Annotated in this window: 20 protein-coding genes, 1 tRNA gene, 1 other RNA gene and 2 pseudogenes; 11 read left to right on the top strand and 13 right to left on the bottom strand. The window is 70.4% G+C overall.

Annotated elements, in window-relative coordinates; all coding sequences use genetic code 11:
- Positions 1-40: 40 nt before the first annotated feature.
- Positions 41-139, bottom strand: an RNA gene (ffs, locus tag ACFZDA_RS30600) — signal recognition particle sRNA small type.
- Positions 140-211: 72 nt separating this feature from the next.
- Here ffs and ACFZDA_RS30595 point away from each other — a divergent pair.
- Positions 212-299, top strand: a tRNA-Ser gene (locus ACFZDA_RS30595).
- Positions 300-366: 67 nt separating this feature from the next.
- Here the strand turns inward: ACFZDA_RS30595 and ACFZDA_RS30590 are convergent.
- On the bottom strand, positions 367-675 hold the full coding sequence (locus ACFZDA_RS30590; RefSeq protein WP_391087915.1) for a hypothetical protein: 309 nt from the start codon (positions 673-675) through the stop codon (positions 367-369).
- Between the two features lie 86 nt (positions 676-761).
- On the opposite strand from ACFZDA_RS30590, the gene ACFZDA_RS30585 reads away from it, so the two are divergent.
- The 4 genes from ACFZDA_RS30585 (at position 762) to ACFZDA_RS30570 (ending at position 4,280) form a co-directional block, all read left to right on the top strand.
- On the top strand, positions 762-1,430 hold the full coding sequence (locus ACFZDA_RS30585) for a metalloregulator ArsR/SmtB family transcription factor (protein WP_391087912.1): 669 nt from the start codon (positions 762-764) through the stop codon (positions 1,428-1,430).
- On the top strand, positions 1,427-2,590 hold the full coding sequence (locus tag ACFZDA_RS30580; protein WP_391087909.1) for an aminotransferase class V-fold PLP-dependent enzyme: 1,164 nt from the start codon (positions 1,427-1,429) through the stop codon (positions 2,588-2,590). The genes ACFZDA_RS30585 and ACFZDA_RS30580 overlap by 4 nt, the downstream gene beginning before the upstream one ends.
- A 50-nt stretch (positions 2,591-2,640) precedes the next feature.
- Entirely contained in the window at positions 2,641-2,931 is a 291-nt protein-coding gene (locus ACFZDA_RS30575; RefSeq protein ID WP_391087906.1) for a PLP-dependent transferase, read from the top strand.
- A 92-nt stretch (positions 2,932-3,023) separates the two neighbouring features.
- Positions 3,024-4,280: an MFS transporter gene (locus ACFZDA_RS30570; RefSeq protein ID WP_391087903.1), complete on the top strand. Its 1,257-nt coding sequence runs from the start codon at positions 3,024-3,026 to the stop codon at positions 4,278-4,280.
- 328 nt (positions 4,281-4,608) lie between these two features.
- On the opposite strand, the gene ACFZDA_RS30565 is transcribed toward ACFZDA_RS30570, so the two are convergent.
- From ACFZDA_RS30565 to ACFZDA_RS30550, 4 genes are all read right to left on the bottom strand, one after another.
- Entirely contained in the window at positions 4,609-5,010 is a 402-nt protein-coding gene (locus ACFZDA_RS30565) for a DNA-binding protein (RefSeq protein WP_391087900.1), read from the bottom strand.
- The gene (locus ACFZDA_RS30560) at positions 5,007-5,255 is read right to left on the bottom strand and encodes a hypothetical protein (protein ID WP_391087897.1); all 249 of its coding nucleotides are present in this window, start codon (positions 5,253-5,255) and stop codon (positions 5,007-5,009) included. Before ACFZDA_RS30560 ends, ACFZDA_RS30565 begins: the two co-directional genes overlap by 4 nt.
- A 367-nt stretch (positions 5,256-5,622) precedes the next feature.
- Positions 5,623-6,828 (bottom strand): cellulase family glycosylhydrolase, encoded by a 1,206-nt coding sequence (locus ACFZDA_RS30555; RefSeq protein ID WP_391087893.1) that lies wholly within the window; start codon positions 6,826-6,828, stop codon positions 5,623-5,625.
- Positions 6,829-7,329: 501 nt separating this feature from the next.
- Positions 7,330-7,569: a hypothetical protein gene (locus ACFZDA_RS30550; protein ID WP_391087890.1), complete on the bottom strand. Its 240-nt coding sequence runs from the start codon at positions 7,567-7,569 to the stop codon at positions 7,330-7,332.
- 73 nt (positions 7,570-7,642) lie between these two features.
- On the opposite strand from ACFZDA_RS30550, the gene ACFZDA_RS30545 reads away from it, so the two are divergent.
- Positions 7,643-8,305, top strand: a complete 663-nt coding sequence (locus ACFZDA_RS30545; protein WP_391087887.1) for a methyltransferase domain-containing protein — start codon at positions 7,643-7,645, stop codon at positions 8,303-8,305.
- 138 nt (positions 8,306-8,443) lie between these two features.
- Here ACFZDA_RS30545 and ACFZDA_RS30540 read toward each other — a convergent pair.
- Positions 8,444-8,521: pseudogene (locus tag ACFZDA_RS30540) on the bottom strand (hypothetical protein); the annotation flags it as partial.
- A gap of 122 nt (positions 8,522-8,643) precedes the next feature.
- The gene (locus tag ACFZDA_RS30535) at positions 8,644-9,063 is read right to left on the bottom strand and encodes an arsenate reductase ArsC (RefSeq protein WP_391087883.1); all 420 of its coding nucleotides are present in this window, start codon (positions 9,061-9,063) and stop codon (positions 8,644-8,646) included.
- A 46-nt stretch (positions 9,064-9,109) separates the two neighbouring features.
- Here ACFZDA_RS30535 and ACFZDA_RS30530 point away from each other — a divergent pair, with 46 nt between their 5' ends.
- Positions 9,110-9,418 (top strand): metalloregulator ArsR/SmtB family transcription factor, encoded by a 309-nt coding sequence (locus tag ACFZDA_RS30530; RefSeq protein ID WP_391087880.1) that lies wholly within the window; start codon positions 9,110-9,112, stop codon positions 9,416-9,418.
- Positions 9,415-10,503 carry an ACR3 family arsenite efflux transporter gene (gene arsB / locus ACFZDA_RS30525; protein ID WP_391087878.1) on the top strand — a complete coding sequence of 363 codons (1,089 nt, stop codon included), beginning with the start codon at positions 9,415-9,417 and terminating at the stop codon, positions 10,501-10,503. Before ACFZDA_RS30530 ends, arsB begins: the two co-directional genes overlap by 4 nt.
- On the opposite strand, the gene ACFZDA_RS30520 is transcribed toward arsB, so the two are convergent.
- A complete protein-coding gene (locus tag ACFZDA_RS30520; RefSeq protein WP_391087875.1) occupies positions 10,481-10,861 on the bottom strand; it encodes a metalloregulator ArsR/SmtB family transcription factor in 381 nt (126 codons plus the stop codon). The genes arsB and ACFZDA_RS30520 overlap by 23 nt on opposite strands.
- 146 nt (positions 10,862-11,007) lie before the next feature.
- Here ACFZDA_RS30520 and ACFZDA_RS30515 point away from each other — a divergent pair, with 146 nt between their 5' ends.
- On the top strand, positions 11,008-12,372 hold the full coding sequence (locus tag ACFZDA_RS30515) for an NAD(P)-binding domain-containing protein (protein ID WP_391088126.1): 1,365 nt from the start codon (positions 11,008-11,010) through the stop codon (positions 12,370-12,372).
- A gap of 28 nt (positions 12,373-12,400) precedes the next feature.
- Complete coding sequence (locus tag ACFZDA_RS30510; RefSeq protein WP_391087872.1) at positions 12,401-12,868, top strand: ArsI/CadI family heavy metal resistance metalloenzyme; 468 nt, start codon at positions 12,401-12,403, stop codon at positions 12,866-12,868.
- Between the two features lie 112 nt (positions 12,869-12,980).
- On the opposite strand, the gene ACFZDA_RS30505 is transcribed toward ACFZDA_RS30510, so the two are convergent.
- Entirely contained in the window at positions 12,981-13,700 is a 720-nt protein-coding gene (locus tag ACFZDA_RS30505; protein ID WP_391087869.1) for a cation transporter, read from the bottom strand.
- Positions 13,700-14,035, bottom strand: a complete 336-nt coding sequence (locus ACFZDA_RS30500) for a metalloregulator ArsR/SmtB family transcription factor (RefSeq protein WP_391087866.1) — start codon at positions 14,033-14,035, stop codon at positions 13,700-13,702. The genes ACFZDA_RS30505 and ACFZDA_RS30500 overlap by 1 nt, the downstream gene beginning before the upstream one ends.
- 121 nt (positions 14,036-14,156) lie before the next feature.
- On the opposite strand from ACFZDA_RS30500, the gene ACFZDA_RS30495 reads away from it, so the two are divergent.
- The gene (locus ACFZDA_RS30495) at positions 14,157-15,224 is read left to right on the top strand and encodes a hypothetical protein (RefSeq protein ID WP_391087863.1); all 1,068 of its coding nucleotides are present in this window, start codon (positions 14,157-14,159) and stop codon (positions 15,222-15,224) included.
- Positions 15,225-15,246: 22 nt separating this feature from the next.
- Here ACFZDA_RS30495 and ACFZDA_RS30490 read toward each other — a convergent pair.
- Together ACFZDA_RS30490 and ACFZDA_RS30485 are read right to left on the bottom strand one after the other, a co-directional pair.
- A pseudogene (locus ACFZDA_RS30490) lies at positions 15,247-15,393 on the bottom strand (pyrimidine dimer DNA glycosylase/endonuclease V); the annotation flags it as partial.
- Positions 15,394-15,411: 18 nt separating this feature from the next.
- Complete coding sequence (locus ACFZDA_RS30485) at positions 15,412-15,879, bottom strand: DUF4383 domain-containing protein (RefSeq protein ID WP_391087860.1); 468 nt, start codon at positions 15,877-15,879, stop codon at positions 15,412-15,414.
- Positions 15,880-15,891 lie beyond the last annotated feature (12 nt).

The following is a 15,891-nucleotide window of genomic DNA, read 5'->3' as shown; positions in this document are numbered from 1 at the left end:
AGGCGCCCACTGACAACGGACCCCGCCCCAGGAACCCCGGAACGCAAACGCCCCCCACGCACCCGCCAGAGCCGACCTACCCTTGCTGCCTTCCGGCCCTGGGGGAGTTCAGTCAGATAGCGCCGCGTGAGGGGCTGCGCCAAGGCTACCTGATGTCCGGGGCAGGGAACGAGTTCGCGAGCACTCCTCTCGGTCATGTAATGTTTCCGGCGGAGGATTCGCCTAGAGGCCTAGGGCGCACGCTTGGAAAGCGTGTTGGGGGCAACCCCTCACGAGTTCGAATCTCGTATCCTCCGCCAGTGCCTCACCGGGCACGATGTCGAAGGGCCCCACCGTTCGCGGTGGGGCCCTTCGGCGTTGTCCGTCTCAGTTGTTCGTCGGAGCGGGTCGCGGGTGGGTTTCGTCCATGCGGACCGCGACGACGAGGCCGGAGACCGCTGTGAGGACGGCGACGGTCCAGATGGCTGTGGTGAGGTCGTAGGCATCGGCAAGGACTCCGGCGACCAGCGCGCCGGCGACGCTCAACCCGCGCCGCTCGGAGGCAGTGCGCAGAGCACGCAGATCCCGGCTCGCGTCCACCGCCAGGGCGCGTCCGTCGCCCAGGTCGACGAGGTAGGCGCTGTTGCCCAGCCCTTCGTCGACCAGCGGTATCAGGTGATCGTCGGCGAAGCGCATCAGGCTCTCCTGGTGTCACGGTGAGCGCTGGGTGGTCACAGCACCCACCTATGGATACAATATTCCATGGATTTATGGAGGATGCCTTGGAAGACCCCGCGCGCAGGTCGGCGCTGTACGACGCTTTCGCCCACACTGGTAAGGCGCTGAGCAGTGGAAAGCGTCTGGAACTGCTCGATCTGCTGGCTCAGGGAGAGCGCACTGTCGACGCCCTCGCCAAGGCCGCCGGGCTGAACCTGACCACCGCGTCCGCGCATCTGCAGACCCTCAAGCAGGCCGGGCTCGTGGCCACCCGCCGTGAGGGTGTGCGCATCCACTACCGGCTGGCCGGAGACGACGTCGCCGCGCTGTACGCCCTGCTGCGCCGGGTGGCCCAGACCCACCAGGCAGGTGTCGAAGCCGCCCGCGCCGCCTACCTCGGGGACGACGAGTCGGAGGGGGTCGGGCGCGAAGAACTGCTGGCCCGCGCGCAGGCGGGCGAGGTCATCGTCCTGGACGTGCGTCCGGCCGAGGAGTACGCAGCCGGGCACATCCCCGGTGCGCTCTCCATCCCCTTCGAGCAACTCGCCGACCGGATCGCCGAGTTGCCCGCCGATGCCGAGGTCGTCGCCTACTGCCGAGGCGAGTACTGCGTCCTGGCCCACGATGCCGTACGACTGCTCCATGCCCGTGGGCGGCGAGCCGTACGGTTGTCCGACGGCATGCTGGAGTGGCGCCTCGCCGACCTGCCGGTGGCCACCGGAGAAGCCGCGTGATCCCCGCGCACCCGGGGCTGCGGGGCGGGCCGGTCTATCTGGACTACAACGCCACCACCCCGGTGGACCCGAGGGTGGTCGACGCGATGCTGCCTCACCTGGGGCATCACTTCGGCAACCCCTCCAGCAGCCATTCCTACGGCGATCACCCCCGCCACGCGCTCGATCAGGCACGCGCGCAGGTCGCGTCCCTGATCGGGGCCGGGCCCGACGAGATCGTCTTCACCGGCTCCGGCTCCGAGGCCGACAACCTCGCCCTGCGCGGCGCCGTACTGAGCGCCAAGGCCGAGCGCCCGCATGTGATCACCCAGGTCACCGAGCACCCGGCTGTCCTGGAGACCTGCCGCGCCCTGGAGCGCTTTCACGGCGCCGACGTGACATATCTGCCCGTTGACCACGACGGTCTGGTCGACCCGGCGGCGCTCGTCGCCGCCCTCACCGAGCGCACGATCCTGGTCTCGGTCATGGCCGCGAACAACGAGACCGGCGCCCTCCAGCCCATCGCCGAACTGGCCCGCATCACCCGCGCCCACGGGGCGCTCTTCCACTGCGACGCCGCCCAGGCGGCCGGAAAAATCCCCTTGGACATACGGGAGTTGGGCGTCGACCTGCTGACGGTGGTCGGCCACAAGATGTACGCCCCGAAGGGCATTTCCGCCTTGTACGTCCGACAGGGCGTCGCCCTTGAACCGTTCGTCTACGGCGGAGGACAGGAAGGGGGCCTGCGTGCCGGCACCGAGAGCGTCGCGCTCGCCGTCGCGCTGGGCACGGCCGCCGAACTCGCCGCCGGGGAACTCGCCGACGGCGCACCGGACCGTATCGCGGCACTCCGGGACGGCCTGTACCGGCGCCTGGCCGATACCCTGCCCGGCGGCATCCACCTCAACGGTCCCGAAACGGGACGCCTGCCCAACACACTCAACGTCAGCATCGACGGCGTGCTCGGACACGAACTCCTCGCCGCCGCACCCGGCCTGGCGGCCTCCACCGGCTCGGCCTGCCACAGCGGCACCCACACCCCCTCCCCCGTCCTGACCGCCATGGGTCTGGACGAGGAGCGCGCGCTCGGGGCCCTGCGGCTGTCCCTGGGCCGCTGGAGCACGCCCGAGGACATCGAAACGGCTGCGACCGCGCTGCTCAAGGCGGCTGCCGCGCTGTGAGAACGGGGCCATCGGCCCCTACGTGAGATGCGACGACGAGCAGGAGAGGCATGACCGACACCACCGCGCAGGGAATGTCCACCCACACGACGTTCGCGTTCGACACCACCGCCGAAGAGACCGCCGCCGTCGTGGACCGGTTGCGGCTGTTCGCCATCGCCCCCGGCCTCGGCGGCGTGGAGAGCCTGGTCACCCAGCCGATCACCACCACCCACCACGGTGTCTCGCCCGGCGAGCGCGCGAAGCGGGGCATCGCCGACAGCATGATCAGCCTGTCCGTCGGCCTGGAAGACGCCCACGACCTCATCGCCGACCTCACGCAGGCCCTCGACGCCTCCTGACCATCCGCCCCCGGCCCGGCCGTGCGCCCGCTCTTCGCAGCGACGGCCGGGCCCGCTCGCCCGGCTCTCGCGGCCCCGTCGAAAGAACCCCCTTGACCAGCACCGCTTCCGCTCCGCCCGAGATATCCGCGCGCTCCCAGGCGCAGCGACGCATCCTGACCGTCCTGGTCGTCTCCCAGGTCCTCAGCGGTGCCGGGCTCGCCGCCGGCATCACCGTGGGCGCCCTGCTGGCTCAGGACATGCTCGGATCCACCGGCCTGGCCGGCCTGCCCAGCGCCCTGTTCACCGCGGGATCCGCACTCGCCGCCGTCGCGGTCGGCCGCATCTCCCAGGCCCGTGGCCGTCGGCCTGGCCTTGCCGCGGGATACCTCACGGGGGCGGTCGGCGGCGCCGGTGTCATCGCCGCCGCCGTCGCCGACAACCCCGTTCTGCTGTTCATCGCCCTGTTCGTCTACGGCGCCGGCACCGCCACCAACCTCCAGGCCCGCTACGCCGGCGCCGACCTCGCCGCCCCCGACCGCCGAGGACGCGCCGTCTCCACCGTCCTGGTCGCCACAACCCTCGGCGGCGTAGTCGGCCCCAACCTCACCGCGCCCACCGGCAACCTCGCCCACACCCTCGGCATCCCCCGCCTGGCCGGCCCTTTCCTCCTGGCCACCGTCGCCTACGCGGCAGCCGCCCTCGTCTTGGCGATCTGGCTGCGCCCCGACCCCCTGCTGCTCGCCCGAACCGTCGACGCCGAGCAGCCGGCCGACAGCGGCACCTCCGGTACGGAGGAGACCGCTCCGGTCCATGGCCGCAGCGCAGGTGTCGTCCTGGGCGCGCTGATCATGGTCCTCACCCAGCTCGTCATGGTCGCGATCATGACGATGACGCCCGTACATATGCACGACCACGGCCACACCACCGCCGCCTCCGGCCTGGTCATAGCCGTCCACGTCGCCGCCATGTACCTGCCCTCGCCCCTTACCGGACGACTCGCCGACCGCTACGGCCGTATCAAGGTCGCCGTCGCCTCCGGCATCACCCTCCTGGCCGCGGGCATCCTCGCCGCCGCCGCGCCCGCCGACTCCGTCGCTGCGCTTGCCCTTGCCCTCGCCCTGCTCGGCCTGGGCTGGAACCTCGGCCTCGTGGCAGGCACCGCGATCATCACCGACACCGTCCCTCTGGCCACCCGCGCGAGGACCCAAGGCATGGTGGACGTCTCCATCGCCATCGCAGGCGCCACCGGCGGCCTGGCCTCCGGCCTCGTCGTGGCCGCCGCCGGCTATCCCGTGCTCGCACTCACCGGCGGCATCCTCGCCCTCGCCGTCCTGCCCGCCATAGCCGCCACCGCGAGCAGCCGATGACCAACCCCTCCACCTCGGCCGACATCACGGTCGACGGCACCGGCCTGCTCTGAAGCTGCGGACCCGTATCGACGGTGCCGAGCCCGGCTCGGCCCCGTCCAGCGCCGTCCGAAACGCCCGCCACCACCACCCGCTCCACCGAAGGTCAGAACGTCCCCGGCCCTCGCCGGACGCCCGGACGAACATGTGGAAAGCGTGTCGGGGGCGACCCCTCACGAGATCGAATCCCGTATCCCCCGCAGCCGCCTGCACAGGCGAAACGAAGGCGAAACTCTGGTTCTCGGTGGATCCATGCGGATCTGTCCATGGTCCTGCGACGATGTCGCGGTCATAGCCCGATCATCCGGACCTCGCTGCCGCACAGCCGGGTCATGTCATCGGCATCCGACGTGAGGATGGCGACCGGGCCAGGCTGACGCAAGGCCGCTTCGGCGACAGTGGCGTCGATCGCGTACTTGTGTCCGTGCAGACCGGCGCCCTTGAGCAGTTGTGCCGCCGCCTTGGCCGCTGCCTCGGTGACCGGCTCCACCTTGACCCGGGAGAGCGCCCATTGCAGTCGGGCCAGGTTCACCTTGGCGTGGCTCACCTCCACGATGGTGTTGGCGCTGACGACAAGGTCCGCTCCCATGTCGTGGAACACCTGGAACATCGCCAGAACCTTCCGGTCCTGCGCCACCCAGGTCGACAGCCCCTCGCTGTCCAGGACGACTGTCTCGATGTGCCCGCTCACGCGGCGCTCGTGCCGCCGGCGGCCTGCGTGGTACCGAAGATCCGCGCGCGCGCCTCGGCCAGCTCTTCCTCACTGAAGGCCCCGTGCTCGTCCGTGTGGCTGCGCAGGTCGGCCCCCAGAAGCTGGTGCCGGATCTGCCTGGCGACCGCTTCGGCCACGTAGCCGGAGATGTTGTCCGTGATCTTCTTCAGCTCCGCCACCTGCTCAGTGGGGAGTGTCACCGTGATGCGTGTGGTGTCAGCCATAGCGGTAAGCATACTGCGGTATGCGCGCCACGTGCTCTCCGTTTTGCCTCGATCCATTGCGAGCCCTCGGGGCGGGTTCCGGCAGCGGCAGGTCCAGGATTCCGATGTCCTGTCGGACCGACCCCCGGGCGCAGCGTGCGACCACACGCCCGTCCTCGGCCAGATCGACACCGACCACCCCGACGCCCGCTGGTACCCCTACCGCCAGGACGACGACGGCGAATGGTGGCCCGAGGCACCAGCCGACGGAACCCCGCCGCCGCCCATACGACGGCAGGCCCGCGTCCTGGGGCCGGAGCCGGGCCCTGCGGGAACGCAGGGCCCGGCTCCGGCCTAAGTACGTACCCGTGACCGAGTCCTGGTCCCGCTATGCGCCGACGCCGCTCATGATCGCGTTGATGATGCCCTGCTGGGTCACCGTGAGCGAGCGCCGGTTGAACAGCCCGAACCCGTACTGTTCAGTCGTACCGTTGTCCCAGTAGACGGTGGCTGCGCCGTACTTCTTGGCCGTGGCCACGACGGCCCGTGCGAAGTCCGCGCGATACCTGTTGTTCGACGAATCGAACGATGACTTGTCGATCGCACCGTATTCGCCGACAACTACCGGATACCCCTTCGTGACGAAGGCGTCGTACATCTTTTTCAACTGCGAGTCCAGATAGTCTTCCTGTCCCCAGGTCGACGTTCTCGACGGATCGGTCGCCCCTCGCCCCCACTGCGTGATGGCGCCGCTTTCCTCTCCGGCGAAGTCCCACGGGCTGTAGTGGTGAACGGAGATCATGATCCGCCGCTCGTTGGCGGGAATGGAGGGGGATCGATACTGGTCGGACGGAAGCGTGAAGCCGTAATTGCCCGCGGTGTAATCGATGTTCGTGTTCCAGCCGGCAACGAGCAGCCACCTTGAACTGTTGTTTCCGCCAGTCTGCCGCACGGTGTCCACGAAGATCTGGTTGTAACTGTTGATGTTCGAGTAGCACGGTTGGGTCGGGAGGCCGTACTGCCCGTCAAACTCCTCGTTCATGGACTCCAGGATCAGGCGCTGGTCGTAGTTCTTGAACCTGTTCGCTATTTGCTGCCAGGCTTTCTGATACTTGGCCTTGATCGTCGCCTGGGAGGGCGAATCGCAGATCAACCAGGAGCCGTTGATGGTCTTGTAGCCGTCGCCATGCATGTTGATCATCACATGCATGCCCCTCTTGTAGGCGTAGTCGACGACTTCTTGGATCCTGTTCAGCCAGGAGGGATTTATCGTGTACTCCGGGCCGGGTCCTATGTATCCCAGGTAGGAGACCGGGATCCGGATCGTCTTGAACCCTGCCGCCCGCACTTTGTCGATGAGGGCTTGCGTTACGACGGGCTGGCCCCATGCCGTTTCGCTGGGGTATCCGTTGGTGGTGGCTTCGAGTTGGTTCCCCAGATTCCAGCCCGCACCCATGTCGGCCACGATCTGTGACGCGCTCGACCGTGTCACGGTATCGGCCGATGCCTGATTCACCGCGCCGTACACAGATACGGCAACCGCCAACAGGACGGCAAGGAAAACGGCTCTGATCTTCCCTGCTAGTGAAACCATGGGCTTTCCTCTCTTGCGGTCTTGAGGGTGTCGGCCCCCAAGTGGGCCTGGCACACAGTCGATTGCGCCGCGGTCGGCCTCGCGGCGAACGCGCTCGGCGGACTTCTGCGGGCTGCTGCTGAAGCCGGCGGGCACCTACGCCGTTGCATGGTCATGAAGGCTCCTGAGGTGGGGGGATGCGCGGAGCACTGCTCGGTCAGGTGCCGGGAAGAGGCATCGGCGATGCTGCGGCGGTGACGCTGACCGAGGTGGCGGGGGGAATAGCCGTGGGGGGTGGTCGATCGGAGTGTCGCGCACGGTGGAGGACGTCCCGGTCTTGCCCGTGGCAGCGACCGAGGTGGCAATTGATATGGGAGCGTTCCCACGTCGTCTTGCAACAGTCAGCGTCACGATCGGGTGCCGATCTGTCAATCATTGGCGCCCAACTCGGTTGACTTCGACGCGCATTCGACAGATCGCAGGGGCGGGAGGCGCTGTGTGGCGTCTTTGCGGTGCGTTCGGTCACGCGCGCGGCGGTCCGTCGCCCAGGAGCTGTACCGCCCTTGCCGGAGCGCCCCGGCGCATCCACGCACTGCCCGCGTGCGGCTCGAACAACGACCAGGTGGTCAGTCCCGCGATGTCGATGGTGGTGCGTCCCGGATACCGGCTTTCCCACGCCGGGTCCTTCCGGGACGGGAAGGTGAGGCAGTACGTCGGCATGGCGCGGCGCTCCGGGTCGGCCTCGAACGCGGCGCATGACATCCGCGGAGATCAGGACGTCACGTAGCAGGATGGTGTCCGGGGGCACTGCCACAGAGAAAGACGGTGACCAGCAATGACCCCACGGACGAGGCGGCACCCGGTCTTCGCCCGCTTCTACACGAAGGTCGCAGGGCCCGCTCTGGACAAGGCCGGGATCACGGACCACCGCAGGCGCCTGTTGTCCGGTCTGACCGGCGAGGTCGTCGAGATCGGCGCGGGCAACGGGCTGAACTTCGCCCACTACCCGCCCCAGGTGCAGCGGGTGGTGGCCGTCGAACCCGAGCCACGACTGCGGGCTCTGGCCGAACGGAGTGCCCGCACGGCATCGGTCCGGGTGGATGTGATCGACGGGATCGCCGAGCAGCTGCCGGTCCCGGACGGCTCGTTCGACGCCGCCGTCGCTTGCCTCACCCTGTGCTCGGTGGCCGACCCGCACGCCGCCCTCGCCGAACTCCACCGCGTCCTGCGTCCCGGCGGACAGCTCCGCTTCTTCGAGCACGTACGCGCCGACTCGCCCGCGATGCGCCGTGTGCAGCGTGTCGTGGACGCCACCGTCTGGCCCTTGCTGATGGGCGGCTGCCACACCGGCCGCGACACCGGAGCCGCCATCACGGCAGCCGGGTTCACCCTCACCTCGCTGGAGAAGTTCTCCTTCCCCGAGACCCGCGTCCCCGCCCCGTCGGCCACCCACATCCTCGGCATCGCCGAGCGCCCCCGACCGGACAGTACGTCATGAACGTCCCCCGGGCGCCGGGCATCCCGGTCCCCGCCGTGAGCGCGCCGACGACCGACTCGGTCCACCGCTGGGCGGTGCGGCGGCTCGTGAAGAAGAGGTCATGTGCCCGCCTGTGACGGTGACCGTGAAGGGCTCGCCCGTGACCGGGTCGGCGGAGGTGATCACGGGGTCGGTGCCGAGCATGTCCGGGATGCCGGGGGCGTCGATCGCGCACACCGGCCACGTCTCGGCGCCGTCGGGGAGGCGGATCCGGTGGGCGGTGGAGGTGGCGGAGAAGGGGTACACCGCCCGGATCCGTCCTGGTCGTCGAGTGTGAGGAAGTCCTCGCCGGGCAGGGCTCACGCCTCCCGCTCGGCGTCGATCTCGGTGATCAGGGCCTCGACGCGCGTCCTGATCTCGTCGCGGATGGGGCGGACGGCCTCGACGCCTTTGCCCGCCGGGTCCTCCAGGGTCCAGTCCATGTACGTCTTGCCGGGGAAGACCGGGCAGGCGTCGCCGCAGCCCATGGTGATGACGTAGTCGGACGCCTGAACGGCCTCCGTGGTGAGGAGCTTCGGCTCGGCGGCGGCGATGTCGATGCCGATCTCCCGCATGGCCTCGACCGCGGCGGGGTTGACCCGGTCGCCCGGGACGGAGCCGGCGGAGCGGACCTCGATCCGGTCGCCCGCGAGGTGATGGAGGAAGCCGGCAGCCATCTGCGAACGCCCGGCGTTGTGGACGCAGACGAACAGTACGGAGGCGAGCGGGCTGGAGGACATCGGTTCTTCCTTCGTCAGTGGTGCACCGGTGTGAAAGTATCAGCCCATGCTGACATCAGCCGATACTGATCTGATCCGGATCCTGGCCGATCCGCTCAGGCTCCGGATCGTGACCCTGCTCGCGGAAGAGACGCTGTGCACCACCCACCTGGTGGAGGAGACCGGTGCCCGGCAGACCAACCTCTCCAACCATCTGAGGGTGCTGCGCGAGGCCGGGCTCGTCGAGACGGAGCCGTGCGGCCGGTACACGTACTACAAGCTGCGCCCCGACGTCATCGCCCGGCTCGCCGGGCAGTTCGCCAACCTGGCCGAGTCCGCACGCACCGCCGCCGGCAACAAGAGGGCCTGCTCGTGACCCGTACCGACGCGGCCACGACCGCGGAAGAGCCCTCGGTCGTCGCGAAGCTCTCCACGCTCGACCGTTTTCTCGCCGTGTGGATCCTCGCCGCGATGGCCGTCGGCCTGGGCCTGGGGCGGGTGGTCCCCGGGCTCGACGACGCTCTCGCCAAGGTCGAGGTCGGCGGCATCTCCCTGCCGATCGCCGTCGGCCTGCTGATCATGATGTACCCGGTCCTGGCCAAGGTCCGCTACGACAGGCTCGACGCCGTCACCGGCGACAAGAGGCTCATGGCCTCGTCACTCGTGGTCAACTGGATCGTCGGCCCGGCCGTGATGTTCGCCCTGGCCTGGATCTTCCTGCCGGACCTGCCCGAGTACCGCACCGGCCTGATCATCGTCGGGCTCGCCCGCTGCATCGCGATGGTCATCATCTGGAACGACCTCGCCTGCGGTGACCGCGAGGCGGCGGCTGTACTGGTCGCGCTGAACTCGGTCTTCCAGGTTCTGGCGTTCGGCCTGCTCGGCTGGTTCTACCTCGACCTGCTGCCCGGCCGGCTGGGTCTGGGGAACGGCGAGCGTCTCGACATCTCCATGGGGAAGATCGCCCTGAACGTCGTCGTCTTCCTCGGCGTCCCGCTGCTGGCCGGGTTCCTCACCCGTCGCCTCGGCGAGCGGAAGCTGGGCCGGGAGTCGTACGAGTCCGGCTTCCTTCCGAAGATCGGCCCGTGGGCGCTGTACGGTCTGCTCTTCACGATCGTCATCCTCTTCGCCCTCCAGGGGAAGACGATCACCTCGCAGCCGCTGGACGTCGCCCGCATCGCGGTGCCGCTGCTGGTGTACTTCGCGGTGATGTGGTTCGGGACGTTCGCCCTCGGCAAGGTCATCGGCCTGGCCTACGACCGCACGGCGACCCTCGCCTTCACGGCGGCCGGCAACAACTTCGAGCTGGCCATCGCGGTCGCCATCGCCACCTTCGGGGTCACCTCCGGGCAGGCGCTGTCGGGCGTGGTCGGGCCGCTGATCGAGGTGCCGGTCCTGGTGGCGCTCGTGTACGTATCGCTGGCCTGGCGGCGGAAGTTCAGCGCCCGGCGTTCTCCCTGACCGTCAGCAGCCTGCCCATCGCGGACAGTACGGACGGCTCGACGCGGTAGTAGACCCAGGTGCCGCGCCGCTCGGAGGTCAGCAGCCCGGCCTCCTTCAGCTTCTTCAGGTGGTGGGAGACGGTCGGCTGTGAGACGCCGACGTCGGAGATGTCGCACACGCACGCCTCTCCGCCCTCGTGCGAGGCCACCGCCGAGAACAGCCGCAGTCGCACCGGGTCTCCCAGGGCCCTGAACATCCGCGCGGCCGTTTCGGCCTCCTCAGCGGTGAACGGACGTTCGGTGAGGGGCGGGCAGCACGGCGCGACGGCCTCGGGGGCGTCCGGTTCCAGCAGCGGCAGCGCACTCGTATTCGACATGCGTCAATGTTGACATGTGTCGAACCCATGAGGCCAGGGTGTGATTCGACAACTGCCTATGTTGACGCTTGTCGAAACAGGTGGGACGCTGTCAGTACAAGCCATCGACGAGCGTCGAATCAAAGGGGATTCTCGTGGCCGTGCCGATCAACAGCCTGCCCGCCGACCAACAGCCCGTCGTGGTCATCGGAGCCGGGCCGGTCGGCCTGGCCGCCGCTGCCCGTCTCGTCGAGCGTGGCCTGGAAGCGCTGGTCCTGGAAGCCGGGCCGTCGGCCGGCACCGCCGTACGGGAGTGGGCGCACGTGCGGCTGTTCTCGACCTGGTCGGAGGTCATCGACCCGGCCGCGGAGAAGCTCCTCGCCCCGACCGGCTGGACCCGCCCCGACGGCTCCACGTACCCCACCGGCGGCGACTGGGCCGAGAGGTACCTCCAGCCGCTCGCCGACGTCCTCGGCGACAGGGTCCGTTACGGCGCCACCGTCACCGGTGTCGCCCGCGCCGGCCGCGACCGCGTCGTCGACTCCGGCCGCGACGAGCAGCCCTTCGCCGTGCATGTCCTCGCGGCCGACGGCCGCGAGGAACGGGTCGGCGCCCGCGCGGTCGTCGACGCCTCGGGCACGTGGTCGGGCCCCGGCCCGCTGGGTGCCGACGGGCTGCCCGCCCTCGGCGAGAGGGCCGCCGCCGGCCATGTCTCCTACCGCGTCCCCGACCTGGGCGACCCGGTCGTCCGCGCCCGGTACGCGGGCAGGCGCACGGTCGTGGCCGGCTCTGGCGCCTCCGCCTTCACCGCGCTCGCCGCCCTGGCCGACCTGGCACAGGAGGAGCCGGGCACGCACGCGGTGTGGGTCCTGCGCCGCGGTATCACCGGCTCCACCTTCGGCGGCGGCGAGGCCGACCAGCTGCCCGCTCGCGGCGCCCTCGGCCTGCGCGCCAAGGCGGCGGTGGAGGAAGGCCACGCGAGCGCGGTCACCGGGTTCCGTACGCAGGCCGTCGAGCGGGACGGTGACCGGCTGGTCCTGGTCGCCGAGGACGGGCGCCGTCTGGACCCGGTCGACGAGGTGATCGTCCTGACCGGTCTCCGCCCGGACCTGTCCTTCCTCTCCGAGCTCCGCCTGGGCCTGGACGACCGCCTCCAGGCGCCCACCGCCCTGGCCCCGCTCATCGACCCCAACGTCCACTCCTGCGGCACCGTTCACCCGCACGGCGTGAACGAGCTCTCCCACCCGGAGCAGGGTGTCTACCTGGTCGGCATGAAGTCCTACGGCCGCGCCCCCACGTTCCTCGCGATGACCGGCTACGAGCAGGTCCGCTCCGTCGCCGCCGCGCTCGCCGGTGACCATGAGGCCGCCGAGCGGGTCGAGCTGACCCTGCCGGAGACGGGTGTGTGCGGCGGGGCCGGTCTGTTCGACGAGCCCGACGCGACCACCGCCGAGGGCGGAGGCTGCTGCGCCGCCCCGGCCACCTCGCAGATCGGCACCGGCGCCCCGGCCGGCCCCTCCGGCGGCTGCTGAACCACCCATCCACTCCAGGAGGTTTGCCATGACGTCCCGCGTCCAGCTCGCCCTGCGTGTCCCCGACCTCGCCGAGTCCGTGGCGTTCTACACGACGCTCTTCGGCACCGGACCCGCCAAACTCCGCGACGGCTACGCCAACTTCGCCATCGCCGAGCCCCCGCTGAAGCTCGTTCTCATCGAAGGCGCCGCAGGTGAGGCGACCCGCCTGGACCACCTCGGCGTCGAGGTCGAGACGGCCCAGGCGGTGCACGCCGCCACCACACGTCTGGGCGCGGCGGGCCTGACCACCGACGTGGAGAACGACACGACCTGTTGCTACGCCGTCCAGGACAAGGTCTGGGTCCACGGCCCCGGCCGGGAACCCTGGGAGGTGTACGTCGTCAAGGCCGACGCCGACTCCCTGGCCAAGCAGCGGAGCAGCACCTGCTGCACCGACCCGGCCCCGGCCGGAACCGGCGCCGAGGAACCGGCCGTCGCGGGCGGCTGCTGCTGATCCGCCGATGACCGAACCCCACCCGAGCGAGGCCGTGACCGGTACGGGGGACCGGTCACGGTCTCGCGCCGCCCGGCTACGGCCGGCTGTCCGGGCGTCTTCGCCGGTGCCCTCAGCCGCAGCAAGCGGACCCCGGACGGCAGTCGCACGCCCCGGCCGCCTCGACGCCGGTGACCGGGGCCGTCGTAGCCGCGGGGGCGCAGCAGCCCTTGCCCTGCCAGGCGTCGCGGCCTTCCTTGACGGCGACGGCGGCGATGACCAGGGCGGCGACGGGGTCGGCCCACGACCAGCCCAGGGTGGCGTTGAGGACCAGGCCCGCCAGGAGCACGGCCGAGAGGTACGTGCACAGCAGCGTCTGCCGGGAGTCGGCGACCGCGCTGGCCGAGCCCAGTTCACGGCCGGCGCGGCGTTGGGCCGCCGACAGGAACGGCATGACCGCGAGGGAGAGGGCCGCGAGCACGATGCCGGGGAGGGATCGCTCCGCCTCCCCCGCCCCCGCTCCGGTCAGCGCGCGGACGGCGTCGACCGTGACGTAGGCGGCGAGCGCGAAGAACGACACGGCGATGATCCGCAGGGCCGCCTTCTCCCGCGCCTCGCGCACGGCGTGCTCACGGGCGGAGAACTGCCAGGCCACCGCGGCGGCGGAGGAGACCTCGATGACCGAGTCCAGGCCGAAGCCGATCAGGGCGGTGGAGGAGGCGAGGGCACCGGCGGTGAGGGCGGCGACCGCCTCGATGACGTTGTAGCTGATCGTCGCCGCGACCAGCAGCCGGATCCGCCGGGCGAGTTCCTCTCGGCGGGCCGGGGAGGGGGCGAGGGATATCGCCGTCATCAGCAGCATCCCTTCGCGTCGGCCTCGGCACAGGTGCGGTCGGTCTCGACGGCCACCACGGCGGCCCGCAGGTCGTCCAGGGCGTGACCGAGGCGCTCGTCGGCCAGTTCGTAGCGGGTGCGGCGGCCGTCGGGCACGGTGACGACCAGTCCGCAGTCGCGCAGGCACGCGAGGTGGTTGGAGAGCCGGGTCCGCGAGACGCCGAGGGCGTCGGCGAGTTCGGCGGGGTAGGCCGGGGCCGCGCGCAGCGCGAGCAGGATGCGGCAGCGGATCGGATCGGCGAGCGCGCGGCCGAAGCGGGCCAGCACCTCGATGTCGGGGGCAACAGTCAGCACACGGGGACAGTACATCGAATCCTGAATTCAGGAAACCGTGGATCGTTGGCCGGTCCGTCTTCTTCCCCCGCATGCGTCGCGGTGGGATCATGCGTCGTCTCGGCGCGCACTGGGAGGGCGGATGGGTCTTGCCTCGGGGGAGGTCGTGCTGCACGCGGCCGGGAGATGCGAGGACGGGTACGGCGGGTGGGCGGCGGTCCTGGCCTACGGGTCTCACCGGCGCGAGATGAGCGGCAGCGGCAACGGCACCGGTGTGACGCCGCACCGGATGGCGCTGACGGCCGTCGTGGAAGGGCTCACGGCGCTGACCCGGCCGTCGCGGGTGCGGATCTGCGTGGCCGACGAGACCCTGCGCGAGAAGCGCGCCCAGCGCCGCCCGCCCGACGAGCCGGACCTGTGGGAGAGGCTGCGTCCGCTGCTCGCCCGGCACCACGTCGCATGGGAGGAACCCGACGAGTGGGTCGACGAAGGGCCCTGCGATCTCGCCGCCGAACTGGCCTACCACCAGCACCGTGGTGAGGTGGTGCGGGCGGGAGCGCGGAGCGAGGAGAACACGCTGGCCGTCGCGGTGGAGCGGTTCCTGGCCGAGCGGTGGGACGACATGCACGCGTTCGAGGCAGCCGACGACGTCATCTCGACGCTGTGTTTCAGCGCCGACTGGTACGGCGACACCTCGTCCACGGAGATGGCGCCCGCCGAGGTCGTCGATGAACTGGGCACCTTCTTCAGCACCACCCTGCCCCACAAGAAGCACGCGTCGGCCGACGAACTCCGGACGGCGCAGCGCGTGGTGACCGATCTGCTGAACTGGCTGGTCGCGCAAGGCCACCTGGACGCCGACACGGCCCGGGACCACCTGGCGGACATCGACATCACCGTGGACGAGCGGGCCTGCATCAAGGAGTTCGTCGACGGGTTCGGCGACGACGATCTCGTGCCCTGGCCCGACCGCTCCCGCGCCGAGGACCAGGTCGACTGCCAGTACCTGACGATCACGGACGTGGCCGACAGCTCCCTCACGTTCAAGGACGACGACGGATACGGCGAGGACGACGGCCCGGTGGTGGGCCCGGTCCCCGTACGCCCCGAGATCGCCGCCCGGGCCCGGACCGGCTGGCGGATCCTGCTGTCCGCGGTGAAGGTGGGCGGGCGGTGGAGCCTCGTCGAGGTGGTCAGCGGGGATCCCTGACAGCCGGCCCGCTCCTTCAGAGGACCGCCGGGTGGTGGCGCCGGCCGTACCCCGGTACGACCAGGCCGCGCGGCACCCGCACGACCCCGACCCGCTGTTCGCCGAGCCGGCGGCGGTCCAGGGCCAGGGCCGACTTCCGGAATCCGGGGTGGGGGAGGAAGGGCTGCACGCCGTACCGTCCGGATTCCTAACGCTGCGCGCCGGTGCCGGAGGTGCGGGTCGGGCGGCGGTGGCCGAGGGCCAGAGCCAGGGCGATCATCACGAGGCCCAGAGCGAAGTGCAGCCAGTCGTCCGCCGAGTTGAGCGGGACGAAGTTGGCGTCGCTGTCGGGGCCCACGGACAGGCCGTAGACCCACAGCACCAGGTAGACGGCGCCGCCGACCAGCAGGTACGAGTGCGCTGCGGCGGCCGTGCCGGCGAGGGTCAGGCCGACCAGGCCGTAGACCAGGTGCACGAGGTTGTGCAGGACGGAGACCTGGAACAGCCCCAGCAGTTCGGCGTCCGACTCGTGGGAGGCGATCGTCATCGAGCCGTAGTCGGTGGTGATGCCGGGGATGAACCCCAGCACGCCGGCCACGAGGAAGACGATGCCCACCAGCTGCGCGGCCCGCTGCACGGGCGCCGCCGGGGCCCGGTGGGAACGGTGTGCGGTCATGGCCGGTGGGTC

It is taken from the genome of Streptomyces sp. NPDC007991 (genome assembly GCF_042958445.1).
Classification (GTDB): domain Bacteria; phylum Actinomycetota; class Actinomycetes; order Streptomycetales; family Streptomycetaceae; genus Streptomyces.
Note: the sequence above shows the minus strand (reverse complement) of the source record. Positions and strands in the feature narration are given on the sequence as shown.

Excerpts from the sequence above, each read along its gene's own strand:
- ACFZDA_RS30590 (WP_391087915.1), bottom strand. The coding sequence starts at position 675 with ATGCGCTTCGCCGACGATCACCTGATACCGCTGGTCGACGAAGGGCTG.
- ACFZDA_RS30575 (WP_391087906.1), top strand. The coding sequence starts at position 2,641 with ATGACCGACACCACCGCGCAGGGAATGTCCACCCACACGACGTTCGCG.
- ACFZDA_RS30560 (WP_391087897.1), bottom strand. The coding sequence starts at position 5,255 with ATGGCTGACACCACACGCATCACGGTGACACTCCCCACTGAGCAGGTG.
- ACFZDA_RS30555 (WP_391087893.1), bottom strand. The coding sequence starts at position 6,828 with ATGGTTTCACTAGCAGGGAAGATCAGAGCCGTTTTCCTTGCCGTCCTG.
- ACFZDA_RS30550 (WP_391087890.1), bottom strand. The coding sequence starts at position 7,569 with ATGTCATGCGCCGCGTTCGAGGCCGACCCGGAGCGCCGCGCCATGCCG.
- ACFZDA_RS30545 (WP_391087887.1), top strand. The coding sequence starts at position 7,643 with ATGACCCCACGGACGAGGCGGCACCCGGTCTTCGCCCGCTTCTACACG.
- ACFZDA_RS30535 (WP_391087883.1), bottom strand. The coding sequence starts at position 9,063 with ATGTCCTCCAGCCCGCTCGCCTCCGTACTGTTCGTCTGCGTCCACAAC.
- ACFZDA_RS30530 (WP_391087880.1), top strand. The coding sequence starts at position 9,110 with ATGCTGACATCAGCCGATACTGATCTGATCCGGATCCTGGCCGATCCG.
- ACFZDA_RS30520 (WP_391087875.1), bottom strand. The coding sequence starts at position 10,861 with ATGTCGAATACGAGTGCGCTGCCGCTGCTGGAACCGGACGCCCCCGAG.
- ACFZDA_RS30510 (WP_391087872.1), top strand. The coding sequence starts at position 12,401 with ATGACGTCCCGCGTCCAGCTCGCCCTGCGTGTCCCCGACCTCGCCGAG.
- ACFZDA_RS30505 (WP_391087869.1), bottom strand. The coding sequence starts at position 13,700 with ATGACGGCGATATCCCTCGCCCCCTCCCCGGCCCGCCGAGAGGAACTC.
- ACFZDA_RS30495 (WP_391087863.1), top strand. The coding sequence starts at position 14,157 with ATGGGTCTTGCCTCGGGGGAGGTCGTGCTGCACGCGGCCGGGAGATGC.
- ACFZDA_RS30485 (WP_391087860.1), bottom strand. The coding sequence starts at position 15,879 with ATGACCGCACACCGTTCCCACCGGGCCCCGGCGGCGCCCGTGCAGCGG.